We start from the raw sequence: 25790 nt of genomic DNA on the forward strand, positions 1-25790 counted from the left end.
ACTCACCTGCCCACCAGAGATATAGTGATCGTACATAAGAACACAATGACAGTGATTGACAAGAATAATGCCAACACAAACCTGGATTTAAACACACTCAACAGCATGATGGTATTTTTCAAATCAATCATAGGTCCATAAATTAAAAAGGCTAAAACAGCTCCGGAAGGAAACAAACTACTAAAGGAAGCTCCGATAAAAGCGTCTGCTTCCGAACATAAGGATAAAAAGAAAGCCATTCCCATCATGACAACGGTTGCCCCCATTAACCCTTCCCCAAACAAAAAGAGCGACTGGGCTTGTACATAGGTTTGAACAAAGGCAGCAACGAAAGCACCAATAATTAAGTACTTCCCCATATCAAAGAATTCATCAATCGAATGGACACACATACCCTTAAGCTTTTGCATGAAGGGCACCTCTACTTGTGGCACCCTTTCAGACCCATACAAATCGGAAACGGAGTGTTTGAGCTGGTTTGATTTAAAAAAAGAGCTGATCAAGAGGGAGATCAAGAGCGCCGCAACAAACCCTACCCCCATTCGTAAACCTGCCATTCTTATATCATTTCCAAATGCCATATACGTCGATAAAATAACAATAGGGTTAATTAATGGTCCTGTCAGAAGAAACCCAATACTCGCATGCAACGGCACTCCCTTTGCAACTAATCGCCGGACGATTGGTACAATTCCGCATTCACAGGCAGGGAAGACAGCTCCTACGAGACACCCCATCATGATGGCCCGATACTTATTATGTGGGATCCATCGCTTCACATGTTCTTCCGTAACAAATATTTGGATACACCCTGCAATGAGGACGCCAATAAGTACAAAAGGAATGGCCTCAATGATTAAACTGAGAAAGATCGTATTCAGCTGTTTGAAAGAATCGGGAAGGATCATCAACGTACTTTCTCCAACCCGTTGACTATACATAACAAAGTAAGCAACAATGACAAAAGCCAAAACGGCTGTAACATCCAACAATGTGTTGTAAAGCCTAAAAGTCATAGCTCCCTCCTATCCTGTTCTTCCCCTCTGTACCCAACAACGTCAAAGGTTCATAAAGAATCCTATAAGATTAAGCTATTTAAAAAAATTTCATGTCTTTACTAACCGATTGAAACTATTCAACAGTTCAGTTTTCTGAAGCTGATTACCAATCAGGATGATCGCAGGACGCAACCCGGCCGGATGTTGAATTTTTTCAAACGTAACCGTGTTGGAGGAAAGTTGAAAGGAATAAAACCCTTCATGGCCATCAAGATTCACGACCCCTTTTCCTCTTACTATCGCTTTAGGTAAATCGCTCAACCAATTTTCCAGATCTCGTTTCTTCATAATTGGAACCGGATCAATCTTCAATGCATGCAGCCCAGGATGGTGATGATGATGATGATGATGATGATGAGAATGTGGAGTCTCTTCTATAATTTCTGAATGGATCGAAGTAGGAAGATGATCGATTCTTCTCTTGAATAACTCTGACAGTGGGACATTTCCATAGGACGTCTGAAAGATGGGAACGGATTCTCCAAGTAGCCCTTTGATTTTCTTGATGGATTTACTTAACATTTTCCCTTTAGTGAGGTCCAGTTTATTTAACAGAATGATCGTGGCACTTGTAATCTGTTCTTCCAACAGTTTCCGCATGTCGGCTGTGCTTGAAAAAATACTTTGATACTCCAGAAAGGTACTCGAGTCAATCAAGCTAATCATAGAGTATAAATTGAAGTGAGAAGCGTAAATAGGATCTTCTAATACTTTCTTCACTTCCAAAGGGTTGGAAACGCCTGTTCCTTCTATTAATAGCAGGTCCAATCTATTCCATTGCATCTCCGTAATCAATTCATCTAATGTTGTCTTTAAATCCTCTTTGATAGTACAGCATATGCAACCATTTAATAGTTCTTTCACGTTTTGTCCCTTAAATAGAGGCTTTTCTATATTTACTTCTCCCAGTTCGTTTAAAATCACGCCCACCCGAAGATTATTCTTTTCACAATCCTCTATCATCTTCAATAGAACCGTAGTTTTTCCACTTCCTAAGAATCCACTAATGGTATAAGTGGGTATGGCCATCCTTAACATCCTCCTCTTATCATTTAATAGTAATCGATACTATTTACTTCACTCTACTATTTGAAAAGAAAAAATATACCTGATGACCGTTGTTTTCCCAAAAAATCATTCGATTGGAGTCCTCCATATTCGTAATGGTTCATACAAATCACTTGAACATTTAATTATGCTTGATGAAGCGTATAGAACTCTTTTAACGAAAAGAGCGAACCACAACAAAGTGGTTCGCTCTCTTTACAGTCTATAACTTCCTTATCTCTAAAATAAGCATTTCTGCTTGGTGTACCTTCACTAAGCAGAAATGCCTACATTCTTTACGTCGTCTATCATAATGAAAGTGGCTTATGGCATGTCGTGATTTACCCCCTCCCCTCAAAACTTAGAAAATAAATGGCTTATTGGTGAAAATCTTGATCACTTTGATTTAAAAAAGATGCTAAGTGACGTCAAGAAAGAATCTTCTATTATTAATTAAAGAGTCGAATGTCAAAAATAGAATACTCATAAAAATAAAGCACCTCAATAAAAAAAGAAAGAGACCAAATCCTATGACCTTTGGTCTCTTTCGTATGTTTCTGGACTAGCACGTGTCCTTTCTATTCTTCATCAGCCATCGCGTCAGCTTTTGTTTTATGGACTGTGCCAAAAGGATGCTCAGGCGGGGCGTAAATCGAATAGAGCTTTAATGGCTGCTGCCCTGTGTTGGTTAGGTTATGCCATTTGCCCGCAGGGACCATGATGGCATAGTCGTCGGAGACTTGTTGTTGGAAATTCAATTGATTTTTGGAATCCCCCATTTGAACGATTCCCTGCCCTTCTTCAATCCTTAGAAACTGATCGACGTCTGGATGGACTTCTAAACCGATATCATCCCCGACAGCGATGCTCATCAAAGTGACCTGTAAATGATCCCCTGTCCATAAAGCTGTGCGGAAGGTACGGTTTTGAGTCGTCGCTTCTTCGATATCTAAGGCGAACGGCTTCCCTCCATAATCTTTAATCACCATACGCCCCTCCCCCCGTGAGAGGGCAACGATTCGGTTGGTCGTAACGACTTTGTCATGGCAGGCTCTGTAGAACACATCACCAAGCTGATTTCCCTGGTTTTCTACATACGCTTTTTGATAATTTTCAAATTCTTCGATGCCTCGATCATAGCCGGCCCTCAAACCTTCTTCAAACGTCTGGAAGCTCGCTTCTTCTCTTTCATACTCCGGCTGCTCGCCAGTGAGAGATGTATATACCTTCTTGAAATGGTTTAAGTGCCTCTGCTCATTTTCTCTGGCTTGACGGATTTCATTTTTATAGAATTCGTCTGGGGCTGCATCAACCAATTGACTGAAGATTTGAACGGCAGCATCCTTTTTCTTGATCCCTTCTAAAATGTCTTCGGTGTTTTGTTCAGCACTTCGGAACGCCCCAGCACCAGGGTATCCATACCCATATGGATTGTAATTCATCCGACTTATCCCCCTCTCCAAACTCTCCACATTTCTATGCAGAGCAAGAGAGAATCATACGTGTACACCTCTCCCATCTTGGAAAAGAAAAGAACCCGCCTAAGACGGGTTCTTATACGTTCGTATGCGTCGCTTCTTGTTCAACACGATCGAGGAATTCTTCCACCACACGATCATTCCCTTTTTTGTTGGCCAGTTTCATCATCGCTTTTCCTACGAAGTTTACCCCTTTGTTTTGTCCGGAATAAGTGAGTCTTGTATGGTCCTCATCCACTTTCTCCAAAAGAAAGGATGCGGTTACTTCGAAGGCTTTTCCGATGACGAACGCGATTTTTTTATGCTTCCGCCCAGGAGATTCTTCATACGCAAGCGTCTCCACTGTATAAGTTTCCAGGCGCTTACCCTCCCGGTACGTTTGGCGGTGCTTGGCCCCTACTTCCTTCTCTGTCTTCTCAATCAATTCATGCTCTTCTACTTTGGGCATGATTCGTTTGATGTTGTAGTCTCTGAAAAGTTCCCACACTTCATCAATTGGTGCCTGTATGACTCGATCATTTTCCCATTGGATCATTCGTCTTCCTCCCTGCCAGATTCTAAAAATGCATCGATATCCGCAAGCCTCTCTTTCAGGACTTGCATCTCATCATGAATCTTTTTCCGTTTTTCGAGTAGTAATTCTTCCAGTTGTAAAAAGGATTCATCCTCCATCACTTTTTTCATTTCCTGAATGGAAAATCCAAGCGCTCGGAGTTTCCCGAGCATAAGTGCTAAAAAGTAACTGCCATCATCATAATACCTGTAGTGGTTATCTGGATGAATGTACGCAGGCTCAAGCAGCCCGACCTCTGCATAGTACCGGAGCGTCTCTTTACTGAGTCCGGTCAGATTTGAAAATTCGCTGATTTTATACACACGGTGTCCTCCCACTACCTATAGTAAACCGTGGGGTGCACCACAGAGTCAAGTCCATACGGTTTCCCAAAGTTCCATGTGGAGATTTTCCTTGTCCTCCCATGAATGGTAGACTTCCACATGCCAGGACTCCATATCACGAGAGTAACCCTCCTGATCCATCCAATCGTGCAAGGTGAGATAGGCTTTTCGAATATTTTTATTTGAACCATTATAGGTAGAAACCACATACGTTTGCTTCTCAATTGTTAAATGGGTCATATCTTCCGTGATCGTTGTGTCGCGACTCATTGGTACGCCGATCCAGTACCCTTCCTTTTCTTCCGGACACTCCCCCGGGATGAAAGCTCCTAATTGAACATTCGATTCTGGAAAGCGCTGCTGAAGTTTTTTAGATGCTTTGGGTATTTCTACTATGTAATCTTCTCCATCACAAACGACTCGATAACCTACGAGTGTAAAAGCCTCTTTTTCTTGGACATTGTTATTTATTTTCAAAATATTTACATCCTTTCATGTTATGGTAGAAATATAAGATTTAAAAGGAGGAAACGATTTGAAAAGTCCTATTAGCAACCGGCTCAATACGACATTCATCCCAGTCACTGACATCAAACGCTCCGTTCGATGGTACAGCGAATTGATCGGGGAACCTTATACGGAGGAGGATATCCATTCCTCGGTATATAATCTTCCGATGACGACGCATACAGGTGTCATCCTTGATGGAGGGGCAGAACATGTTGAACCATCGCCTCACCCGCTTTTCAATTTTCATACGGATGATATCGATGCATCTTACCGCTTCGTCCAACAGCTTGGATACACCATCAAGAGTGATATTCAAAGGTTCGACGACATTTCTTTTTTTAACATTCAAGACCCGGATGGGAATATCGTAATGGTTTGCACAGGATAAAACTACTTATCCGTAAACATATTGAAGCGATCCGAAGAACAAAGATAATAAGAATGTAGCTAAGGAAAAAACGACGATCGTCCGGCCGTACTTCGCGGCTCTTCTTATGAAGATGACTACAGGTGTACAGAGCAACAACAGCCACAGTACCATGAGCACCAGCGGCACCTTCATTTCCCATAAGTTTCCAATGCTGTATAACAGCGGATAATTGATGATCAAACCACACAACAAAAATATCCACATTCCATTTTCTCTTATTCTTTGCCACCGCCATTTACGATCAAACGGCTTGCCCTTCAACTCTCTCCACTTTCAGAAAAGGACTTCCTGAAAACGTAACTGGCCCGATCATAGTCCATTTTTTCTTCATAAAATCGATGAGCCATCAGACGACTGACCCCAGACGATAGAGCTACGCTTTCCAGGCCATGTTCTCTAGCCCAATCCTCAACAAATGTGAGCAACGCTTCTCCGTATCCTCGAGAACGATGATTCTTGGCTGTGACTAGATCACAAACCCAAAGAAAACGCCCGTAATACAGCGTCGTCATTTCTTTGAACCCTGTAACAGCAACCAATTCATCACCCGCATATAACCCGAACAAGTGGTACCGGTCTACCTCCATCGCCTCCTGCACCAATTCTACATACCTTTCTTCACTTACATGTGACCTCAATTGTTTCATGATCGGAAACGCAGATTTCCATTCCTCTTCGGTTTTCAATTCCAAAATTTGATTCTCCATTATAGAAGGTCCCCTCCTCAATGATTGATGATTTCAATAACCCATGGAGATACGATGAGCAATAACGACCCAAACGTGAGCGTCCAGGTCATCAGTCTAGGCAAATTCTTCCTTTCTTCTCCTTTGTACCATCCAGAAAACTGCCATGTATTCCTGTATAAAACAAAGAGCACCCCAAATACTCCGAGGACTCCAAGCCATTGGTACTCTCCAGATAATGGGAAAGCGTTATATGATGGACCAAGAATGGACCAAACCAACGCACCGACGAAAATGAATAGCAATACGATCCGCAACAACTCTGATAAAACTCTCATCCTATGAAAACCTTCCTTAGAAAAATTAAAGACTCATGCTGATGTAGATGCATAAGGCCGCTGCTAAAAAACTGGTCAGAAATAAACCCTTTTGTACCCGCGTCCAATGTTTCATCCACCCCCACCGCTTACGATCATGATCGAACCAGAAATAATCGAGAAGAATGGCGAGAGCTAAAAGGATCAAGACGCCTGCTGTTTCCAATGGGATCCCCCCTTATTCGTTTACCTGAACAGTGATTGTCCCGAACCCCTCACCATCAATACTCGTTTCCAATGACCACGCTCCGCTCTTTGGTAAAGACATATTCGAAGGAAGAGAAGCATCTGCGCCATTTAACGGTCCCGAGATTTCTGAAGCTTCCAAAACGGTGACGGTTTCCCCAGTTTCTGTATGGGTACCTTTGACTTTAAACGGCCCTGTCAGCTCTTCTTCACTTCCCCAAAAATGCCACATGTACTTTTGTGGTTCACCTGCAATCCATGGGGCATCAATGAACGCGATTTGATCAGGAATCCCTCTCATCGTGTAGGACCCCACTTCAAACTCCTCGGTCTCATCGGCTATCGTGGACTTTGCTTCTTCTGTTTGTTGACACCCAGCAACCACGAGTAATAAGACAAGCCATACGATTTTCTTCATAACATCCTCCTGCCTTTTAGTCAGTAGCTCATCTGGAGCATCTCATCCCCAGAAGATGGTTCATATACAAAACGACCAGCCCCATGTTCCATCTGCAGATTCTCTTTCATATAGACAAAAAGTTCTTCCATCGTTTCTCGATCATCCCCCAACGCACCACGATCCAAATCTATGATGACGTTAAAATCAAGGCTCACGTCTTTATACTCAGGGAGATCTACCTCCCGTTGATACTTCAGAGGAACATTAGAAATATGGACCATATGTGTAACCACACCTTGGATCCCGTCTATAAACGGTCGAAGATCCTTCTCTATTTGATGTTCAAAATAACTTTCGGCGTACGTATCCTTTACACTCTGAGAATCGGCAGCTTCATAGATTAAAAAGTTAACTCCTGTTGTCTTGTGGGTTGCTTTGGCTGCGTATTCGAATTCAAAATTCCCCATATTGTCATAGAGCACATCATAGACTTCCGCCCGCCCATCAAAATGCTTAAGGATATACGCTTCTCCCAAGTCTTCCGCCTTCGTTTCCATCCTTGAATTCGGGGTCATTTCAAAAATGAAAAGAACAATCATAGCGACGATGATCACTCCTATACTTCCAATTACCCAAAGAAATACTCTCACCATTGCTTCACCCCCACCTCATTATACCAAAATATGGATATGTAATCTCTCTCTACATTTGAACGGCTGGTCTATCAAGAGATTCATAAGTTGAGCTATTCCACCATTTTCAAGAGTGTTTGATATTCGCACCGATGGCTGAAGCGAATAGGAAATTCGATAGGAACCCTAGGAAAACTCCCTTATCTTATGAATTCAATATCACACGTTAAAATCCTTTAGGAAGGACGAAACCATTCTGGAACATGGTAACTAGCTTAATGAACGAGCACCTGCCCTTGAATGTTCTCTTTTACCGAAAAGAATCATTACTTTCCACTAGAAAAGGGTATGAGTCTATGTGAGAGATAAATTAGAAAAGGGAGTGTCATTCCATGAGTTTCAAGTTATATCAACATGCCCCGGACTTCAAACTATCCTCAGTCCAGGGAGAAGAATTCCATTTTTCCGAGGATTTAAAAGGAAATGATCAGTGGTACTTATTCGTGTATTTCCGCGGATCATGGTGCCCTGTCTGCATGAGTGAGCTGGATGAGTTCCAAAACACGTTGAGTTATTTTGAAGAACATAATATCAAATTCGCAGCCATTACCCATGAAGGAAAGGATAGTCTGGAAAAGATGGTGAGTGAGCACGACTTCACTTTCCCAATCCTGATTGATGAAAACCTTGATTTCCTTTCCCATTACCATGTTCATTACCATGATGAACATGCGCCATATGAAGACCATGGAACACATGGGGAACCGGCATACTTTTTAACAGATGAACAAGGACGCGTGCTGTATCAGCAGAGGCAGACAAGTCCATTCGGTCGTCCTCATCCGGATGAGATCAGAAAGATCATCAAGTACATCAGAAAAAACATGAAATAAAGAGAAAACGAGCTTCCAACCAGGAAGCTCGTTTTTTAGTTGCAGTGAGCTCCTTCTGAATCCCTCTCCCTCTTCATACAAATAAGAAGGATTGAATAAAAGAGGGTGAATGACTGTGGAAGAACAAATCCATCAGGCGATTGACGCGCTTGCAGATCGTATTCAATCAAGGCAGACAAGCGATGGGAATTTCCATTTCTGTTTCGAAAACAGTTTGATGACCGATGCCAATATGATTCTTTTACTCCAATCGTTCACGAAAGAAAAAGAGCTCATTAAGCTCATATGTGAGCGGCTCTCTTCCCTTCAAACCGAAGAGGGTTACTGGAAACTCTATGCTGACGATGAAGGAAGCCTATCCGCAACGATTGAAGCGGTCTTCGCTCTTCTTTATGCAGGTTACTATTCAAAAGATGACCTCCCGATCAAGAAAGCCAAAGCCTATATTCGAAAGCATGGCGGGCTCAATCGAGCTCATTCCATGACCAAAATCACACTGGCGATCCACGGGCAGTATCCATGGCCGCACCTCTTCCATTTGCCTGTGCATGTCATTTTACTTCCCCCGTCTTCTCCTATTTCTTTTTTCGATTTCAGCAGTTACGCTCGTGTGCACATGGCACCGATTCTCCTGCTTTCCGATCAACCTTTTGTACTGAAAAACAAACAAATACCCGATATGAGCGACTGCCTTTTTAGAGAAGATGAAAACATGCTTCCTGAGGAAAGCCGTTCGTTATTAACAAATGTCCAAGGTGCGGTCAAATCCCTGGCTGGGCTTCCTCATAAACTCTATCTGCTCTCAAGGCAGCGCCTGCTCACCTATATGCTGCAGCGCATCGAATCCGATGGGACCCTATACAGCTACTTCTCTTCCACTTTTTATATGATCTTTGCTTTGGTGAGTTGTGGTTATCAAAAGCATGACCCGATCATCAAAAAAGCGATCCAGGGACTGATTCACCATGCCTACAAAACAGAACGGGGCCTCCATATCCAGAACTCACCTTCGGACATATGGGATACAGCCCTGCTCACCTATGCTCTACAAGCGCATCCAGCATCCGATGTCCCTTTAAATGAAGCAGAACAATTTCTTTTGAAACACCAACACACCAAATTCGGAGACTGGATGGTAACGACCAGCCATACCGAACCAGGGGGATGGGGATTTTCTAAAAGCAACACCATTCATCCAGATATCGATGATACAACAGCCGCTTTACGGGCCATTCGTACAGACCCTTCCCTCCAAAGCCACTACACAAGAGGCTTAGCGTGGGTGCTCGCGATGCAAAACGATGACGGCGGGTGGCCTGCCTTTGAGAAAGGCAAGACAAATTCCCTTATGAAATATGTTCCTATGGACGGGGCCGAAGCAGCAGGCACCGACCCTTCCACAGCGGACTTGACCGGCCGGACACTCGAATTTCTTGGTACAGATGCTCGTTTCCCTCTGACAGATCCTCGCATTCAAAAAGCTGTGAACTGGCTCCGTTCTCATCAGGAAAAAGACGGATCCTGGTATGGACGCTGGGGAGTCACGTACATTTACGGAACGTGGGCCGCTCTAACTGGCATGCGAGCCGTAGGCGTTGGCAGGGATGATCGGTACATCGAAAAAGGCGTTCAATTTTTAGAAAACACCCAGAACGAAGACGGTGGATGGGGAGAGTCATGCGAAAGTGACCAAAAGAAGAAATACATCCCCTTAGGCGATAGTACTCTTTCGCAAACTTCCTGGGCATTGGATGCCTTGATGGCTGTTTACGAAAGACGAACACCGATCATTGAAAAAGGAATTGCATGTGTGCTCAGAAAATTGGAAGCGAACGACTGGACGTTCGAATACCCGACGGGAGCAGGACTTCCCGGCAACTTTTACATCTACTATCACAGCTACAACTATATTTGGCCTCTTCTTGTGTTAAAGAAATACCTATCGCTCGGCGCGTAGGCAGTCTTTTTAAGAAGTTGCTAATAAATCTCAAAGCTGGAGGAAAGGCATGCGCATTCTCTATGCAAACCACCTTTTTTCCAGCTCATGATGCCTAAATGGAAGGATTGTACATATACATCTTTAAGTGAGACTACCTGTGAAGGGAGCAGAACAAATGAATTCTCAAAACGTATCAATGAATTCTGCCATCGACCCCTATGTATACCAGACGCTGATGTCGATCCAAGGCAGCCTCGTAGTCGTACAGACGACACAAGGATCTGTACGAGGCGGGTTGAAGACGGTTATGCCGGATCATATTGTCGTGGAAGTGAGTGGAACCCCTTTTTTCGTCCGGACCCAGCAGATCGTGTGGGTGTTTCCTGATCAACCCTACAAGTAGAAGGAGGATCCTATGTTTAAACGACTCGACCGGATGCAGATTGCTCTGACCATTCCTGAACACGGCGACGCGAATGCTGCGGCTGCCGTTCAGGAGCTTTTAGGTGGAAAGTTCGGCGAAATGTCTACATTGAATAACTACATGTTCCAGTCCTTCGCTTTTCGCCAAAAGAAAAAACACCGTCCCTTCTATGATCTAGTCGCAAGCATTACAGCTGAAGAATTCGGGCATGTGGAACTCGTAAACAATTCAATCAACCTTCTCACGCGCGGAATCACGTTTACCGGGGATCCAAACCTTACCCCTCTTCAAAATGGCTTGAACAAAAGGAATACGTATCAATTCATCGCCACCGCTCAAACAGCTCTTCCCGGTGATTCGATGGGCCGTGCCTGGACGGGGGACAACGTTTTTTCAAGTGGAAATCTGGTCCTTGATCTGTTACACAACTTTTTTCTCGAACTTGGAGCACGCACTCACAAGATGCGTGTTTATGAGATGACAGACCATCCGACGGCACGGGAAATGATCGGATACTTACTCGTACGTGGTGGAACCCATGCACTCGCCTATGCCAAAGCCCTGGAAATCGCAACTGGTGTCGATGTGAAAAAAATGCTTCCGGTTCCTGACCTCGACAATTCAAAATTCGATTATGCGCGTCCCTATATTGACCAAGGATTGGATAACATCTTATACACGTGGAGTGATGGGGACTATCAGGATATCAAGAAAATATGGAAAGGGACGAATCCTGAAAACGGACAGCCACTGAAAGTCATTCAAGGGACACCAAAAGGAGCCCCGATTCCAGATCTCGATGATCTGCCCGAAGAATTTGCACCTGGGATCGACCGGGATGACTACGAACGAATTGCCAAAAAACTGATGGAAAATATGTAAAACACAAAAAAGAGCGTGCCCCTCTCGTTGAGGTCACGCTCTCATTTGTTCTAGTTCCTGTTGTTCTTCCTCTTCTTCCACCGGTGGTTTTTCCAATTTGTACACAAGCACACCGCCGATCAACAATGCAATTCCTACAAGCTTTGAGACAGAAAGTGGAGAAGCATCGAAGCCGAACCATCCTCCCGTATTGATGACAAAAGCGATGACAATTTGTGAGATGAGGGCAATGGAAATCGCATAGGCAGGACCGATCAGTGTCACGCCGCGCATGAGACAGAACACGATCCCTACTCCGAAAACGCCACTGAACAGAAAGATTTTGTTCACATCTCCGAAATCAAACAAGCTCCTCTGTTCCATGGCAAAGAACACAGGGAGAGAACAAACCAGTCCTAATCCCAGCACGAGTGATGTGGTCGCCCATGCCCCTGTCTTTTCACTGACACGCGCATTGAACACATTTTGCAGGCTGATCAATATGCCCGCTACGATTGAAAATAATACTCCGATCACGGTATCCCTCCTTATTCATAGATGTTTCCGTTCGCAAGGTCCCGGAGTTTCTCGAGATTTTTGATTTTTATGGAGCCATTCGTGCGCTCAATGATTTCATCAGAAACCATTTTCTTCAACACCCGGTTCAAATGACGATAACTTGTTCCAACCCACTCGGCAAGCTCTGTAAGATTTGCTGTCCTCATCTCCTGATGAAAAAGCGTCCCTTCTCCATCTGAAGAAATCGACAAGAAGTAGCTCGCGAGCCGCACTTCGACCGGATAAAGCATATGCAGACTCGTCGCTTGGGACTCGGTATAAAACTTGTGCGCTACCGTTTCCAGTAAAAAACGGATGAAAGGCGGATGATTCTTTTCAAGTTCCTTCAAGTCATCAAAAGATGCCGCAAGCATCAATCCATCGGAAACAGCTTCTACAGAATTGATGACCGTGCTTCCTTTTACATATTCCACATCGCCAATCACTCCGAGCGGCCTTTTAAACCGGTTGATCAAAGACTTCCCTTCCGGTGTGAGCGTGAAAATCTTGATTTTCCCCTCTACAAGGAGGTACATTTCATTCAATCTTTCCCCCGGTGCGAAAAGAACGTCTCCTTTTGAAAACGTGCACACCTTAATTTTTGAAGTGAATGCTTCAGGAAATATGTGCTCTAAGGCATATTTCTCGATAAACGGACCTGGTTGAATGGTTTTCGTTTCTTTCATAAAACGTACTCCTTTTTACAATTGAAACAGAATGACACCGGCAAGCATCATAGCAATTCCAATTCCCTGTCTTTTCGTTACAGGGATTTTATTCTCGCCGAACCAGCCTTTCGATTCGATGACAAAAGCCGTGCCGATTTGGGCCACGAGTAAAATGGCGATCGCACTCGCTGGTCCGATCATCTTGATTGCGGTCAATTCTGCAAAGACGACGACAACTCCGAACGTCCCTCCGATCAAATAAAGGAACGGCACTCGTTTAAAGCTTTTCCCTTTTCCGTCTCTGACATAAAAATAAACGAGAATGGATATCGTGAAGGCGACGAGGTGGACCATCGAAGTGGTATGCCAGCCGCCTATGGAATCACTCATCCTCGCGTTAAAGATGCCCTGCATCGTGATGCACAAGCCTCCTAGTAGTGAAAATAAAGCACCTTTCATCGTTCATCCTCCTATTCTGAAATCCATTAAAAAGGATAACGATGATTTCGAAAAGGACATATGTCCTAAAGCCTTAAATTTATCACATCTCCAGTTATTTGGCATGATTGTGGCAGGCTCGTTTCGAGATGTTTTTTAAGTGGATGGGGCTGCGGGGAATGACTCGCTTTCCGCGGGAGCGCGGTGAGCCTCCTCGGACTGCGTCCTGTGGGGTCTCACCAAGCACTCTCTTCCCGCAGGAGTCTCGCCATTCCCCTCCGCCCTTTGCCCTATCAGTGTCTCGAAACCATTTCTGGAAACAAGTCAAGTTCGACTTCATTGAGGTGAGTCGTTTGAGCACCCCATGGAAAGCGAACCTTTTCCAGGAGCCCCTAAATCCTCTCACAATCATCTCGAAACGGTGTTTTCAAAAATTGAGAGTTTTAGTGAGGAAGATGGATTCATAAGAAAAAGACGCTTCAGGAGGAAGCGTCTTTTTCTTTCATGAGCTGCTCACTTCTTTGAACACGTTGTTCCAAAGTCTTCTTCAGCTGTTCCTTGTACTTATCTTCCACGAGAATGTAAAGGAAGTCTCCGGCTTTGATCTCTGTTTCACCATAAGGTGTGATGACTTCATTGTTCCGAATAATGGCGCTGATGTTGGCGCGGTTCGGAAAGCTGACTTCGTGAAGCTTTTTCCCAACGACGGCTGATTCGGCATTGGTTTGGTATTGAATCATTTCCGCTTTGGCTTTACCCATGGAAATCAATTCAATGCTGTGGTGCGGGATGTCTTTTTTCGGTCCGACGAGGTTCATTTTTTTCGCGACGAGCGAAATGGTCGAACCTTGGACGAGTGCTGAGGTCAGCACGACGAAGAAGACGAGATTAAATAGGCTCTGGCTGTTCTGCAATCCTTCCACAATTGGAAATGTGGCGAGGACGATCGGTACAGCCCCGCGCAAGCCGGCCCATGAGATGAACAATTTCTCTTTCGTCGAGTAGTTCATCTTGATCATCGACAAGAAAACGGCAACGGGCCTTGCAATCAAAATGAGAACAATCGATAACAAAAGTCCATTCAACATGATGGTTGAAGTGAACAACTCGCTCGGAAATACATAAAGACCGAGAATGACGAACATGAGAATCTGAGCCATCCATGCGAATCCTTCATTGAACTGAAAGATGGAGTAACGATAGGTCAGTTCGCTATTGCCAATCACAAGGGCAGCTACATAAACGCCTAAGAAACCACTTCCTCCGCTAAACGCGGTGATGCTGTAGGTGGCCAATGCAAAAGCTACGGAAAAGATCGGATACAAGGCGCTTGAATCCAGTTTGATCCGGTTGATCGAGGCTGATGCCAACTTTCCTAAGGCTAGACCTATGATGAGACCGAGTCCCATCTGAATAAAGAAAGTCGGAATCAGCATCCAGAACGATGCTTGTTCTGAGGTGATCAATTCAATCAGAGACAATGTCAGAAAGACGGCCATCGGGTCGTTCGTCCCAGACTCTGCCTCAAGCGTCGCCCCCATTTTAGCTTTGATGTTTCTTTCTTTCAATGCGGCGAAAACGGCTGCCGCATCGGTCGAACCGACGATGGCACCGAATAAGAACGATTCCAACCAGCTGAGTTCAAACAGTAGATAAGCGGCAAGTCCAACAATGAGGGAGGTGATCAACACGCCTAACGTAGCGAGTGATAAGGAAGGTACAGCCACAGAGCGGACCGTCCCCCACTTCGTATGTAGACCACCTTCGAACAGAATGATGACGAGAGCAAAGACACCGATGACCTGGGCCGTGCCGGCATCACTGAAATAAACGATTCCAAGCCCTTCGCTTCCAAAAGCCATGCCTACCATAATGAACAAAATCAATGCCGGGATTCCCCAGCGGCTGGAGAACTTCGCTACCAGCACGCCGCTGAACAATAATAATGCGGTAAGTAATAAAAATGAATCCGTCCCAAAAGCGTCAAAAAACATGTAGGTTTTTAATTCTCCTTATACACTCCATTTGATTTGAATGATTCAGGTGTGTAACTTGTAAAAAGAAGATGGAGCGTGGATTGATGAATCAAGGCAGGATGTCTGGTGTCAGAGATAATAAATGATATATTTTCCATTATCCTATATCCATCGGTTGAAATCAAAGAAATCACCTTTTCAGCCATTTGTGAATCCATACGCTGGCCTGGGCTCCATCCCCCATCGCTGTGGTCACGAATTGCGAATGATCCACGATGTCACCTGCTGCCCATACTCCTTCCACAGTGGTCATTTTCGTCCTGGGATCCACAATGAGGTGACCTTTCTCCGTTGCTTCAGCCCCAAGTTTAATCGCTAAATCGGATTGAACCTGGTTCCCACCAAAAGCCAGAAAAGCTTTTCCTACATCCCAGCGATGACCTCCTTTTGTATGAATGGCTTTCAGTACACCTCCATCATGTTCGAACTGATCCACTTCCACTTGTTGGACGAGAATCCGGTGCTCACGAAGTTTTCCTTGCATGTCAAGAGATAGCGCCTCCCCACCATGATTGAAGAAAATGATTTCCTCGCTCCAGTCTTGTAAAATGAGCGCCAGCTGTGCTCCCTTTTCTCCACTCCCAACAACAGCCGTCTTTTCACCGACGATTTCATAGCCATCACAATCAGGGCAGACATACACAGATAAGCCGAGGCATTCTTTGATGCCTGGAATCGGTGGGAATTTTTCTTCAATCCCTGTGGCAAACAATAGCGTCCTTGTCTGATGTGATTCCCCACTTTGTGTTTCGACCAGGAAGTTTTCACGAACATCGACGACCTTATCTTTCAGCGTTTCCACTCCAAAAGATTCCGCTTGGTTGAACCCATGGTGGCGCAGTTCTTGACCGCTTACGCCATCAGGAAAACCGATGATATTGTTATACCTGTGACAAAGACTGGAGCGGCCTCTTCCGCTATCGATCAACAAAACCCGGTGTCGGTACCTTCCAAGCATGATTCCCGCCTGCAAACCAGCTATGCCTCCACCCATGATGATGCAATCATAAGACATGCCTAACGACCCCTTTCCTCTACTCTACCTACTTTTCCCCTATCGTTTCCTGTCATTCCCCTTTATAATATAGAAGGACGAATCTTACGATAGAAAAGGTGTTAACGACAATGAGCTTACTCACAGTGAAAAACTTGAGCCACGGCTTCGGGGATCGTGCGATCTTTGATGACGTGTCTTTTCGTTTGTTAAAAGGAGAACACATCGGCTTGATCGGAGCGAATGGTGAAGGCAAGTCGACATTTATGAATATCATTACAGGAAAGCTTGAGCCGGATGCCGGCAAGATCACCTGGTCAAAGCGCATCCGTATTGGCTACCTCGATCAGCATGCCGATTTAAAACAAGGCATGACCATCCGTGATGTTTTGCGCACGGCTTTTCAATACTTGTTCGATATGGAACAGGAGATGAATGACCTTTTTGGCAAAATGGGCGAAGTAGATCCCGATGAACTTCAGGATTTACTGGAAGAGACAGGTGTCCTTCAGGATATGCTGACGAACAATGACTTTTACACCATCGACGCCAAAGTGGAGGAAGTGGCCAATGGACTCGGGCTGAACGAAATCGGCCTTGAGCGGGATGTGCATGACCTCAGTGGTGGTCAGCGTACGAAAGTTCTGCTTGCGAAGCTTTTACTGGAAAAACCGGAAATTCTGCTTCTTGACGAGCCGACCAACTACTTGGACGTTGAGCACATCGAATGGCTGAGGACGTATCTTCAGGAATATGAGAATGCCTTCATTCTCATTTCCCACGACATTCCGTTCTTAAACAGTGTGGTCAACTTGATCTATCATATGGAAAACCAGGAGCTGACCCGCTACCCTGGCGACTATGATGAATTTTTGCGTGTGTATGATATGAAAAAGCAGCAATTGGAAGCCGCTTATAAAAAGCAGCAGAAAGAAATCGCCAACTTGAAGGATTTCGTCGCACGGAACAAAGCGAATGCAGCGACAAGTAAAATGGCGATGAGCCGGCAGAAAAAACTTGATAAGATGGACGTTATCGAACTCGATGCCGAAAAGCCGAAACCGCAATTCAACTTCAAGCAAGCTCGTACTCCTGGGAAATACTTGTTTGAAACAAAAGATCTCGTGATCGGTTATGATGAGCCCCTGTCCCGTCCTCTCGACCTTTCTATGGAGAGAGGTCAAAAAATCGCCTTGTCCGGGGCAAACGGCATCGGAAAAACGACGTTGCTGAAAAGTATCCTCGGTGAAATTCAGCCCGTTTCAGGCTCCGTCGAGCTTGGAGAGCATTTGCACATCGGCTACTTTGAACAAGAGTTGAAGGAAATCGGAGACAACACATGTATTGAAGAAGTATGGGAAGAGTTCCGTCACTTCACCCAGTACGAGGTGCGTGCCGCTCTGGCGAAATGCGGACTAACTCGGAAACACATCGAGAGTAAGGTCCAAGTGTTGAGCGGTGGCGAAAAAGCGAAGGTCCGACTTTGTAAATTAATCAATAAAGAGACCAACCTTCTCGTACTTGATGAGCCCACCAACCACCTGGATGTGGACGCAAAAGCTGAGTTGAAGCGCGCTTTGAAAGAATACAAAGGAAGTGTCCTGCTCATCTCACACGAACCTGAATTTTACCAGGATATTGTAACAGATGTATGGAACTGCGAAGACTGGACGACAAAAGTTTTTTAAGCGAGTGAAACCCTCCATTCCGGGATTCCACTCCCTTTCCAAAATTTTTTGATTGACCTATAAATCAATCGCTAATAAAATGTGGTCACGATTTAGAGAAAAACTCTACTCGTGACCACTTTTTTTATGGAAAGGAGGCATTTGTCATGCTTTATCGTGCCACGGTTTACCTTGTCGGCATGTTCATCAATTTCTTCGGTGTAGCCCTGCTCATCAATGCGACACTCGGAGCTGGTTTCTGGACCTCATTCTTCATCGGGGTGTCCGATCACTTCGGTTATACCGTCGGTTTTTGGTACGGAGCTTTTCAGTTGATCATCATCTTCATCAACGCCAAATTGATGAACGCCCTCCCGGAAACAAGGGCGGTCGTCCCTGTACTCTTAGAAAGCTTGATTTTGGACTTTTGGCTGGAGGTCGTATTTGTTCATGTTAACTTATCGTCCGCGCCCTTCGCCTTACAAATCATGACCCTGCTTGCAGGCGTCGGATTCATCGGATTGGGGGTCGCGATCTATATTCTGCCTCAATTCCCTAGAGCTCCGGTCGACCAGCTGTTCCTTGCGGTAAGTTCCAGGTTCCAATTGAGTCTCCAAACGGGTCAAACGTTGGTTGCGGTCATCATGACAAGCCTTGCCCTTGCCATAGGTGGACCAGTTGGACTCGGTACCCTTGCACCGATGCTTTTCCTTGGTCCGGTTATTCAGTTTGTCTATACACGGTTCTACCCGCTCTATTACCGCTTCCACCCTGGCGGAGAAGCCGCGTACCAGGAAGCTTACTAGAGCATAACTCATGAATCATCCCTATCTTCTGTGGTATATTACTTTTGTAATTTTACCGCAGGAGGGGAAAAAGATGAGTGACAAAGAAACGAAGAAGCAGGAAATACTAGAAGCAGCCAAGTTCAGGCATGCCACAAAGCAATTCGACCCAGATCAAACGATTTCCGAAGAGGATTTCAACTTCATTCTGGAAGTCGGACGATTATCTCCAAGCTCGTTCGGATTCGAGCCTTGGCGGTTTGTCGTCGTTCAGAGCCCTGAACTCCAACAAAAAATTAAAGACACCGCGTGGGGTGCTTACGGCAAGCTTCCTGACGCAAGTCACTTCGTCATTTTTCTCGCAAGGACGAGGAAAGATACTCAGTATGATTCTGAATACTTGCAAGACCACTTCAAGAACGTCAAACAACTGCCAGAAGACTTTATGGAAAAGTACCTGAGCCGAATTGAAGAATTCCAAAAAGAAGACTTTGACCTTCTTGAAGGCGATCGCCCTCTTTACGACTGGGCTTCCAAACAAACGTACATCGCATTAGCGAACATGATGACAGCTGCCGCCGAAATCGGCATCGATTCGTGCCCGATTGAAGGATTCAACAGGCAGAAGATGAATGACCTATTGGAACAGGAAGGTCTTCTCGAAAACGGAAGTTTCGGTGTATCGGTGATGTGTGCATTCGGATACCGCGCCAATGAACAACCGGAAAAATCCCGCCGTTCTTTCGATGATGTCGTAAAGTGGGTGTAACACAAAAAAGGAGCTTTCTCTCAAGAAAGCTCCTTTTTTTCTATTAAAAATCGACTAAGAACGGCTGCCTGCTTGCATCCAAACAAAGCTCAATCCGTTCCTTGAAATTTCCCCATGTGACCATTTTTCTCGCTTCACTCATTGGGAAAAAGCCGACCTCCAACGCTTCCTCTGTCGTCTGCATCGTACCGCCGACCACTTTCCCTAGAAACAACGTGTTACAAATCGAACGATCAACATTTTGAAAAACTCCACAAAACCTCGTGACTTCAATATCCAACCCGCATTCCTCTTTCGTTTCTCTGATGGCGGCTTCTTTCAATGATTCGCCTTCTTCCACCTGACCTCCCGGCATCTCCCACCCCCGTTTCGGTCCCTTGATCAATAACACTTCTTCTGCTTCATTCATGATAATGGTTGCTGCTGATACTATGTGTTTCGGTGGTGTCACGATGGTTCCTCCTATTTTTATCAAAAATTTTCATGATGACTTCCTTCCGAGGAAAGTCAATACGATCCAAATGTTCTAAATATGTATCCATGGGGTAAGGAACTCGACGGGTGATGAATTGAACATTTTTCCCTTCTATTTCTATGATTCCGTAACGGGCAAAAGGTTTGTTATGACACCCCAAAGAGCCAGGATTGTAAAATACCCTTTCGTTGATGGAAAAATGATGCTCCTCGTGGTCATGGCCGAAACAGATAATCGCAGACGTATCTAATTCATCCACCTTTGAAAAGTTATCTCCATTTGGAGGGCCAAGCTGGTCGAATGGATCTTCACTAATGGGCAGGAGACTCGACTGGCGATCCATTGGGTAATGCGTAAAATGAAAGGTGTGCCCTTCAATCTCTGCATCGAGCTGGCGCGGCATACGATCCATCCACTTGATGTATCTCTTATACAAACGATCGGCCACCCATTGATGATGCTCCTTCACATTCCATCGACTTTCAGGATAAGCCTCGCCGTTGATCAGCGCTAGCACCGCCTCGTCATGATTCCCTCTGACGATTTCCATTCTACCAAAAGAATATAACCGCTCGCATACTTGATTCGAAAAAGGACCGATCCCTATCAAGTCTCCCATACAATAGACGCGATCCACCTGCTGGTTCTTCAGATCACGAAGGACCTCTTGAAGAGCATAGATGTTTCCATGCACATCTGTCATGACAGCCAACCGTTTCATACGGGGACCCCCTTCCATTTTTTTACTCTCTTGTGATTATATGCGTCCAAGCTATCCTTCTACTAGTTTCATAGAATAGACTATCCCTCTATGATGGAAGGAGGTGATTGCTATGTTTCATACGGGAGACCGCATTGAAGTGTATTCTGCCGGAAATTCGATCGGCACAGGCGTCTTTATCCAGTTCACTTCCGATGACGCCGCTCTGAACCTTACGAACAATTTTCTGTTGTGGGTGGATGATAAAGATCAGTCCACTCATATGACGGATATTAGTACGATTAATATCCGCAAGATCACCTAAACCCTTTTTGAAACCGAACTCTGTTCGGTTTTTCTTCATTTTATGCCGTTCGAAACTCGACCATTCACTGTTTTGAAAGGAACATATCCATAGTCTTATTGTATAAATCGGGTTGTTCTTCATGAACCAAGTGAGACGCAAACGGAAGTACAGCAACATGAATAGAATCAGATTGTTCTTTGTAAGTCGTCACACCTTCAAGTTCATGTTTCTGGCCCTCTCCGATCAAATAGAGGATAGGAATCTTCAATGACTCTAAGGAGCCAGTGGTTTCAAATGGATACCATCCTTCGTCCTGCCCCATGCGAATGAATCTCTGCCATCCTTCTCCGTGAAGAGAATCGAAGTACGCACACGTTTCTTCATCGTTTAAAAGGTTCATCTGAAATTTTGATTCTTCTTCGTTAATCGTTTTCCAATGCTCAGGCTTGGTAGGTGTCACACCAGAAATCGTCATGGAACGGACGAAATCAGGGTGTCTTTTTGCAAAGAAAATCGCTGTGATGGCTCCAAATGAACAGCCAGCGATATGGGCCGAGGATAGGTCCAGAGATTTCAGTGTCTCCGCGAGATCATCAGCCGCTTGATTGAAATAGTCATCTACATCATCAGCTGGAGATTTCCCATGACCTCTTAGGTCAGGCGCAATCACCTTGTAGTTCGATGAGAAGTACTCCCGCTGTTGAATAAAATCCGTTTTCCCTACTTGTAGACCGGTGTGTAGGAATACGAGGGGCTCGCCGTCTCCTGCTACTTCTGTATGTAAAATCAATTATTTTCCTCCTAGCATTGACAGATCATCAACAGATTCCCATCCGGGTCCTTGAAATTGAAAAAGTGACCGAACTGAATGTCAGAGACCAACTCGATTCCTTTTTCTTTCATGTATGTGTAAGCTCCCTCGATGTCATCGGTATTGAAATGAAAGGCCGGTGCGCCGAAGAGAGCTTCTTCTGAAAAGATCTTACTATCCAGCACAACCCTTGTATGTTTCATAGGTAAAACGTAAAGATGGCCACCCGGAAAATCATCATAGGACTCAACTCCAAGTAAATCGCAATACCAGTCACGTGCTTTTTCAATGTCTTTGACAGGAACAAAAATGGCTCCTACTTCGTTTTGAATCGGGCTTTTCATTGGATCGTCCTCCTTTTTATTATCGACCTAGAAATCCACCATCTGAATGGATGACCTGCCCGGTCACCCATGAGGCATCCGGGCTCACAAGAAATCGGATCAATTTGGCTGCATCATCCGCCGTTCCCAACCGCCCTTTAGGAAACAAGGGCAAAAGACTCTCCTTCGTCTCCTGATCCATCCAACCTGTATCCGTCGGTCCAGGATCGACGGCATTTACGTTAATTCCTATGGGGGCAAGCCCTGTGGCTAAAGGCGGTGTGAGTGCCTTCAACGCACCTTTTGTAGCAATATAGGCAAGGTTGTTCGGGTCCGGGCCTCCAGAGACAAGAAATACGATACTTCCTCCTTCTTCTGGATGAAAGGTTTGTTCAAACAGCTTGGCGAAAGCCTGGCTTAACAAAATCGGTCCCCTGTTATTGATCGAATAATGATTGTCCAGAAGTTCTGAAGTCAAATCCTTATAGTTTGAGTTCACACTGAATGTCGCGTTATGGACCAAGATGGAAGGCACACCTATGTCTTTCACGACACGCTCTAATAAGCGCTGCGACAGATCGTCTTCACGCAAATCCGCTTCCATATGAGCAACTTGCCCTCCATGCTCTTCCAACTGTTTGGTGAGCGTTCTTGGCCAATGTTCTTCTACTCCCTCACCCTCTGTTTGATCATAAGGCCGGTAGTGAGTAAAAAAGATGTTTGCCCCCGCTTCTGCGAGCTTTCTACATATACTTGTACCGATACCACTCTCACGGCTGACACCTGTGACGATGGCGGTTCTCCCTATTAATGACTGCGTTTGATTCGCTTCTGTCATGTCTAATTCAACTCCAGTGGTTTCTGATGTATCGGATGATCATTTCCGGATGGTCCCCGTGCATCATAGGAGACGTACACGGAGCATCCACGAATTTAGTTTTCACTTCCTATGCCACTTTTCCAAAACGACGGCTTCATGCTCCCTCGTCAGCCCCGCAAGTCTCTCTTCATTCTCTCTCTGTTGGTCCCATTCGTATGTGTCCATAATGGTTTCTTTTAACGGACGGAAGTTCAATCCACTCCCTATCGCTTTCCTGTTATCCTGACTGAAATCTTCCTCTGTCGGAATCCATACGGGGAGATCTTTCCAAGGTTGGACCCCTTCCTCTGCTAAAAACGATGCGTCTACCCACGTCAACGCCACCTCTTTATTCAACGTCGATGCACACGTTTCCAAAAAGGTTTGCATCGTCAGCTTCTCTTCAGGACCATTGGCATTGAAGACCCCCGTTTCTTCTGTAGCAGACAAACGGACAATCCACTCCGCTAAATCTCTGACATCAATGAACTGTATTTGTTGGTCTTTCCTCCCCGGAGCTAGCACTTCTCCTCCCTCGGCCATTCTTGAAGGCCAATACGTAAAACGATCGGTCGGGTCATGAGGACCTACAATCAACCCCGGGCGGATGATGATGCTAGTATCGTTCATATGTTTTTGGACTTCCTGCTCACAGTGAGCCTTCAACGGTCCGTATAGAGATGGATCGAAGGCTTCTTTCCTTTCCGCCTGTTCCAGTTCATTCTCTGAGAGTGTCACTGGCTCAGCCGTTTCTTTCAGATTATGAACAGCCGTAAAATCTGGATAGACGGATATGGTGGAAATGAACACGTACTTTCTTGTACAGTTGGTCAGGGCCTTCAAACTCTTAGATACGGTAGACGGTTTATACCCACACGTATCGATGACTGCGTCCCAGTTATGTCTGCACAACTTTTTCAAGTCCTCTTGATTTTCCCTGTCCCCGTAAATATTGGTTACATTTTCAAACAAACCCGGATTCGTCTTCCCTCTATGAAACAACGTCACCTCATGACCCTCGCTCAAGGCTGATTCAACGATGTGCCGCCCAACAAATTTCGTTCCGCCAATAACAAGCAGCTTCATGTGCGACTCACTCCTTCTCTATTTTTTATCAATAGATCCATTAATAAAGATTGGTCTTCTGGAAAAGAGAGGTGCATGTCCATCCGTTCATGTTGTGTAATCCAGCGAACCTCATGGATCAAATGATCAGGGTCTTGGATTTGCATACACCCACCCGTAACGGTAGAAGAAAAGTAGTCCACATGGATATCCGTTTTCCCTATCCTTTCCCTTTTTGTATGCAAGCGCCCGTCGACTTGAATGATGTATCCTGTTTCTTCAAACGTTTCTCTCACACAGCATTGTTCAAGGGTTTCCCCTGTTAACATCCCTCCAGAAGGCACGGACCACGTCTTCATTTCGCCCGTTTTCCCCTGAAGGACCATAAGAAGTTCATTCTTTTCATTGATGCAGACGGCAGCTGCTCCCCGCCACTTATCCATCGTTCAGTACACTGAAAAGAAGCGAATCCCGCCTACCTTCTTTCAACTTCAAATGACCACGCAATCGACCTTCCAGCTCCATGCCACTTTTCTCGAGCACCCGTATCGATCCTTTGTTATCAGGGTGGCACGTTGCCTGGATTCGCTTGAGTTGGAACGACTTGAAACCATCACGGATCAATTTCTTAGCCACATGTGTACCCAAGCCCTGTCCCCATTCATCCGGATGTAAGATGTAAGCCATTTCCCCCGTCTGATGATAAGCGTCCAAAATCGTCAGTTCCGCCACACCGATGAGGTCCCCATCATGTTCACGTAAAATGGCCCATGCGTGTTTCCGAGGTTCAGTCTGTCTGATTTCATGGATCAAATGCTGGACATAGTCCTGTGTCTCCTTTTCAGTGTTCGGCCCCCAAGGCTGGTATTTCGAGACCTCCGATTTTGAAGCATAGGTATGGATCTTCTTCCAGTCTTCTTGTTTCAGATCACGGAACAACAACATGACTTTTCCCCTCTCCCTTGACGTATTGTATAATTCTTCTGTTATGTACAATAAAATGATGATGAACTTCTTGCTTTTCATGCAATAAAGTATGGAGGTAATAAGGAATCATTGGACTGACTCCATCATTGTCTTCAGCCAGAATCCAGGACACGTCTTTCCAAGTCAAAATGCCCTCCTCCGTTTCCATAGGCGTTGGGTACAGGGATTCATCGTTTACGTTCACCAAGTAGGCTTCCATTCCACCTGTTTTTTTCCCATCAACTACCCAAGAGATTGTTCCCTTATATTCGAATCGATCTTCATCGAGAAAAAGTTGCGTTTCTTCTGCTACTTCACGCTGCACGCTGGCAAGCGGTGCTTCCCCTCCCTCGATCTTTCCGCCGACACCGTTCCACAATCCGCGAACCGGAGCAGAGTTCCTATTCAACAGCAGCAATTGTTCGCCTCGTTTGATGAAACAGATGGTATAGGTCATATCCAAATCGCTCCCCTCCTCATCGATAGAAAATTAACGTTCTCCAACCTAAAAACCAGACGTATACAGTTCTAGAAGATGGTTCTAAAAATCC

General features: G+C 45.1%; 35 protein-coding genes. 9 read left to right on the plus strand and 26 right to left on the minus strand.

Going from position 1 to position 25790, the window contains the following annotated elements; all coding sequences use genetic code 11:
* Positions 1 to 2 precede the first annotated feature (2 nt).
* The 6 genes from ACXACN_RS07230 to ACXACN_RS07255 form a co-directional block, all read right to left on the minus strand.
* Positions 3 to 1016: a permease gene (locus ACXACN_RS07230; protein WP_474963421.1), complete on the minus strand. Its 1014-nt coding sequence runs from the start codon at positions 1014 to 1016 to the stop codon at positions 3 to 5.
* A gap of 90 nt (positions 1017 to 1106) precedes the next feature.
* On the minus strand, positions 1107 to 2087 hold the full coding sequence (locus ACXACN_RS07235; protein ID WP_474963423.1) for a CobW family GTP-binding protein: 981 nt from the start codon (positions 2085 to 2087) through the stop codon (positions 1107 to 1109).
* A 596-nt stretch (positions 2088 to 2683) separates the two neighbouring features.
* Complete coding sequence (locus tag ACXACN_RS07240; RefSeq protein WP_474963424.1) at positions 2684 to 3547, minus strand: cupin domain-containing protein; 864 nt, start codon at positions 3545 to 3547, stop codon at positions 2684 to 2686.
* Positions 3548 to 3659: 112 nt separating this feature from the next.
* Positions 3660 to 4118 carry an SRPBCC family protein gene (locus ACXACN_RS07245; RefSeq protein ID WP_474963425.1) on the minus strand — a complete coding sequence of 153 codons (459 nt, stop codon included), beginning with the start codon at positions 4116 to 4118 and terminating at the stop codon, positions 3660 to 3662.
* A complete protein-coding gene (locus ACXACN_RS07250) occupies positions 4115 to 4459 on the minus strand; it encodes a MerR family transcriptional regulator (protein ID WP_474963427.1) in 345 nt (114 codons plus the stop codon). Before ACXACN_RS07250 ends, ACXACN_RS07245 begins: the two co-directional genes overlap by 4 nt.
* A 48-nt stretch (positions 4460 to 4507) precedes the next feature.
* Positions 4508 to 4957 carry a GyrI-like domain-containing protein gene (locus ACXACN_RS07255; protein WP_474963428.1) on the minus strand — a complete coding sequence of 150 codons (450 nt, stop codon included), beginning with the start codon at positions 4955 to 4957 and terminating at the stop codon, positions 4508 to 4510.
* Between the two features lie 58 nt (positions 4958 to 5015).
* Between ACXACN_RS07255 and ACXACN_RS07260 the strand changes: the two genes are divergently transcribed.
* The gene (locus tag ACXACN_RS07260) at positions 5016 to 5378 is read left to right on the plus strand and encodes a VOC family protein (RefSeq protein WP_474963430.1); all 363 of its coding nucleotides are present in this window, start codon (positions 5016 to 5018) and stop codon (positions 5376 to 5378) included.
* A 6-nt stretch (positions 5379 to 5384) separates the two neighbouring features.
* On the opposite strand, the gene ACXACN_RS07265 is transcribed toward ACXACN_RS07260, so the two are convergent.
* The 6 genes from ACXACN_RS07265 to ACXACN_RS07290 are packed head-to-tail and all read right to left on the minus strand — an operon-like array spanning position 5385 to position 7722.
* Positions 5385 to 5624, minus strand: coding sequence for a hypothetical protein (locus ACXACN_RS07265; protein WP_474963431.1), 240 nt, complete (start codon positions 5622 to 5624; stop codon positions 5385 to 5387).
* A 53-nt stretch (positions 5625 to 5677) separates the two neighbouring features.
* Positions 5678 to 6127 (minus strand): GNAT family N-acetyltransferase, encoded by a 450-nt coding sequence (locus tag ACXACN_RS07270; protein ID WP_474963432.1) that lies wholly within the window; start codon positions 6125 to 6127, stop codon positions 5678 to 5680.
* A gap of 17 nt (positions 6128 to 6144) precedes the next feature.
* Positions 6145 to 6444 carry a hypothetical protein gene (locus ACXACN_RS07275; RefSeq protein WP_474963434.1) on the minus strand — a complete coding sequence of 100 codons (300 nt, stop codon included), beginning with the start codon at positions 6442 to 6444 and terminating at the stop codon, positions 6145 to 6147.
* A 25-nt stretch (positions 6445 to 6469) separates the two neighbouring features.
* Entirely contained in the window at positions 6470 to 6649 is a 180-nt protein-coding gene (locus tag ACXACN_RS07280; RefSeq protein ID WP_474963435.1) for a hypothetical protein, read from the minus strand.
* A 12-nt stretch (positions 6650 to 6661) separates the two neighbouring features.
* Positions 6662 to 7087, minus strand: coding sequence for a DUF4871 domain-containing protein (locus tag ACXACN_RS07285; RefSeq protein WP_474963436.1), 426 nt, complete (start codon positions 7085 to 7087; stop codon positions 6662 to 6664).
* A 20-nt stretch (positions 7088 to 7107) separates the two neighbouring features.
* Positions 7108 to 7722: a hypothetical protein gene (locus tag ACXACN_RS07290; RefSeq protein WP_474963437.1), complete on the minus strand. Its 615-nt coding sequence runs from the start codon at positions 7720 to 7722 to the stop codon at positions 7108 to 7110.
* A gap of 371 nt (positions 7723 to 8093) precedes the next feature.
* On the opposite strand from ACXACN_RS07290, the gene ACXACN_RS07295 reads away from it, so the two are divergent.
* From ACXACN_RS07295 to ACXACN_RS07310, 4 genes are all read left to right on the plus strand, one after another.
* Positions 8094 to 8594, plus strand: coding sequence for a peroxiredoxin family protein (locus ACXACN_RS07295; RefSeq protein ID WP_474963439.1), 501 nt, complete (start codon positions 8094 to 8096; stop codon positions 8592 to 8594).
* Positions 8595 to 8709: 115 nt separating this feature from the next.
* Positions 8710 to 10551, plus strand: a complete 1842-nt coding sequence (locus ACXACN_RS07300) for a terpene cyclase/mutase family protein (protein WP_474963441.1) — start codon at positions 8710 to 8712, stop codon at positions 10549 to 10551.
* 157 nt (positions 10552 to 10708) lie between these two features.
* Positions 10709 to 10936, plus strand: a complete 228-nt coding sequence (locus tag ACXACN_RS07305) for a YuzF family protein (protein WP_474963443.1) — start codon at positions 10709 to 10711, stop codon at positions 10934 to 10936.
* Between the two features lie 12 nt (positions 10937 to 10948).
* The gene (locus ACXACN_RS07310) at positions 10949 to 11839 is read left to right on the plus strand and encodes a manganese catalase family protein (RefSeq protein ID WP_474963444.1); all 891 of its coding nucleotides are present in this window, start codon (positions 10949 to 10951) and stop codon (positions 11837 to 11839) included.
* Positions 11840 to 11872: 33 nt separating this feature from the next.
* Here ACXACN_RS07310 and ACXACN_RS07315 read toward each other — a convergent pair whose 3' ends face one another.
* From ACXACN_RS07315 to ACXACN_RS07335, 5 genes are all read right to left on the minus strand, one after another.
* Positions 11873 to 12355, minus strand: coding sequence for a DMT family transporter (locus ACXACN_RS07315; protein WP_474963446.1), 483 nt, complete (start codon positions 12353 to 12355; stop codon positions 11873 to 11875).
* An 11-nt stretch (positions 12356 to 12366) separates the two neighbouring features.
* Positions 12367 to 13062: a Crp/Fnr family transcriptional regulator gene (locus tag ACXACN_RS07320; RefSeq protein WP_474963447.1), complete on the minus strand. Its 696-nt coding sequence runs from the start codon at positions 13060 to 13062 to the stop codon at positions 12367 to 12369.
* A gap of 15 nt (positions 13063 to 13077) precedes the next feature.
* Positions 13078 to 13503, minus strand: coding sequence for a DMT family transporter (locus ACXACN_RS07325; protein ID WP_474963448.1), 426 nt, complete (start codon positions 13501 to 13503; stop codon positions 13078 to 13080).
* A 458-nt stretch (positions 13504 to 13961) separates the two neighbouring features.
* Positions 13962 to 15476 carry a potassium/proton antiporter gene (locus tag ACXACN_RS07330; RefSeq protein ID WP_474963450.1) on the minus strand — a complete coding sequence of 505 codons (1515 nt, stop codon included), beginning with the start codon at positions 15474 to 15476 and terminating at the stop codon, positions 13962 to 13964.
* 172 nt (positions 15477 to 15648) lie between these two features.
* Positions 15649 to 16533 carry an NAD(P)/FAD-dependent oxidoreductase gene (locus ACXACN_RS07335; RefSeq protein ID WP_474963451.1) on the minus strand — a complete coding sequence of 295 codons (885 nt, stop codon included), beginning with the start codon at positions 16531 to 16533 and terminating at the stop codon, positions 15649 to 15651.
* 110 nt (positions 16534 to 16643) lie between these two features.
* Between ACXACN_RS07335 and ACXACN_RS07340 the strand changes: the two genes are divergently transcribed.
* The 3 genes from ACXACN_RS07340 to ACXACN_RS07350 all read left to right on the plus strand — a co-directional run bounded on the left by ACXACN_RS07340 (position 16644) and on the right by ACXACN_RS07350 (position 19733).
* Positions 16644 to 18200 carry an ABC-F family ATP-binding cassette domain-containing protein gene (locus ACXACN_RS07340; protein WP_474963452.1) on the plus strand — a complete coding sequence of 519 codons (1557 nt, stop codon included), beginning with the start codon at positions 16644 to 16646 and terminating at the stop codon, positions 18198 to 18200.
* A 146-nt stretch (positions 18201 to 18346) separates the two neighbouring features.
* The gene (locus tag ACXACN_RS07345) at positions 18347 to 18985 is read left to right on the plus strand and encodes a YczE/YyaS/YitT family protein (RefSeq protein ID WP_474963454.1); all 639 of its coding nucleotides are present in this window, start codon (positions 18347 to 18349) and stop codon (positions 18983 to 18985) included.
* 73 nt (positions 18986 to 19058) lie between these two features.
* Positions 19059 to 19733, plus strand: coding sequence for an NAD(P)H-dependent oxidoreductase (locus tag ACXACN_RS07350; RefSeq protein ID WP_474963455.1), 675 nt, complete (start codon positions 19059 to 19061; stop codon positions 19731 to 19733).
* Positions 19734 to 19776: 43 nt separating this feature from the next.
* Here the strand turns inward: ACXACN_RS07350 and ACXACN_RS07355 are convergent, their stop codons facing one another.
* Together ACXACN_RS07355 and ACXACN_RS07360 are read right to left on the minus strand one after the other, a co-directional pair.
* Complete coding sequence (locus ACXACN_RS07355; protein WP_474963456.1) at positions 19777 to 20184, minus strand: NUDIX hydrolase; 408 nt, start codon at positions 20182 to 20184, stop codon at positions 19777 to 19779.
* Positions 20135 to 20929: a metallophosphoesterase family protein gene (locus ACXACN_RS07360; protein ID WP_474963457.1), complete on the minus strand. Its 795-nt coding sequence runs from the start codon at positions 20927 to 20929 to the stop codon at positions 20135 to 20137. Before ACXACN_RS07360 ends, ACXACN_RS07355 begins: the two co-directional genes overlap by 50 nt.
* 112 nt (positions 20930 to 21041) lie before the next feature.
* On the opposite strand from ACXACN_RS07360, the gene ACXACN_RS07365 reads away from it, so the two are divergent.
* The gene (locus tag ACXACN_RS07365; protein WP_474963459.1) at positions 21042 to 21233 is read left to right on the plus strand and encodes a hypothetical protein; all 192 of its coding nucleotides are present in this window, start codon (positions 21042 to 21044) and stop codon (positions 21231 to 21233) included.
* 64 nt (positions 21234 to 21297) lie between these two features.
* On the opposite strand, the gene ACXACN_RS07370 is transcribed toward ACXACN_RS07365, so the two are convergent.
* The 7 genes from ACXACN_RS07370 to ACXACN_RS07400 form a co-directional block, all read right to left on the minus strand.
* The gene (locus tag ACXACN_RS07370) at positions 21298 to 22005 is read right to left on the minus strand and encodes an alpha/beta fold hydrolase (RefSeq protein ID WP_474963460.1); all 708 of its coding nucleotides are present in this window, start codon (positions 22003 to 22005) and stop codon (positions 21298 to 21300) included.
* A gap of 11 nt (positions 22006 to 22016) precedes the next feature.
* Entirely contained in the window at positions 22017 to 22370 is a 354-nt protein-coding gene (locus ACXACN_RS07375; protein ID WP_474963462.1) for a VOC family protein, read from the minus strand.
* Positions 22371 to 22389: 19 nt separating this feature from the next.
* The gene (locus ACXACN_RS07380; protein WP_474963463.1) at positions 22390 to 23187 is read right to left on the minus strand and encodes an SDR family oxidoreductase; all 798 of its coding nucleotides are present in this window, start codon (positions 23185 to 23187) and stop codon (positions 22390 to 22392) included.
* Between the two features lie 102 nt (positions 23188 to 23289).
* Positions 23290 to 24294 (minus strand): SDR family oxidoreductase, encoded by a 1005-nt coding sequence (locus ACXACN_RS07385; protein WP_474963465.1) that lies wholly within the window; start codon positions 24292 to 24294, stop codon positions 23290 to 23292.
* The gene (locus ACXACN_RS07390; RefSeq protein WP_474963466.1) at positions 24291 to 24716 is read right to left on the minus strand and encodes an NUDIX hydrolase; all 426 of its coding nucleotides are present in this window, start codon (positions 24714 to 24716) and stop codon (positions 24291 to 24293) included. The genes ACXACN_RS07385 and ACXACN_RS07390 overlap by 4 nt, the downstream gene beginning before the upstream one ends.
* On the minus strand, positions 24709 to 25218 hold the full coding sequence (locus ACXACN_RS07395) for a GNAT family N-acetyltransferase (protein WP_474963468.1): 510 nt from the start codon (positions 25216 to 25218) through the stop codon (positions 24709 to 24711). Before ACXACN_RS07395 ends, ACXACN_RS07390 begins: the two co-directional genes overlap by 8 nt.
* Positions 25202 to 25696 (minus strand): NUDIX hydrolase, encoded by a 495-nt coding sequence (locus ACXACN_RS07400; protein WP_474966825.1) that lies wholly within the window; start codon positions 25694 to 25696, stop codon positions 25202 to 25204. Before ACXACN_RS07400 ends, ACXACN_RS07395 begins: the two co-directional genes overlap by 17 nt.
* Positions 25697 to 25790: the final 94 nt, after the last annotated feature.

The sequence above is a fragment of the Halobacillus sp. AWM4_238 genome (assembly GCF_056158265.1).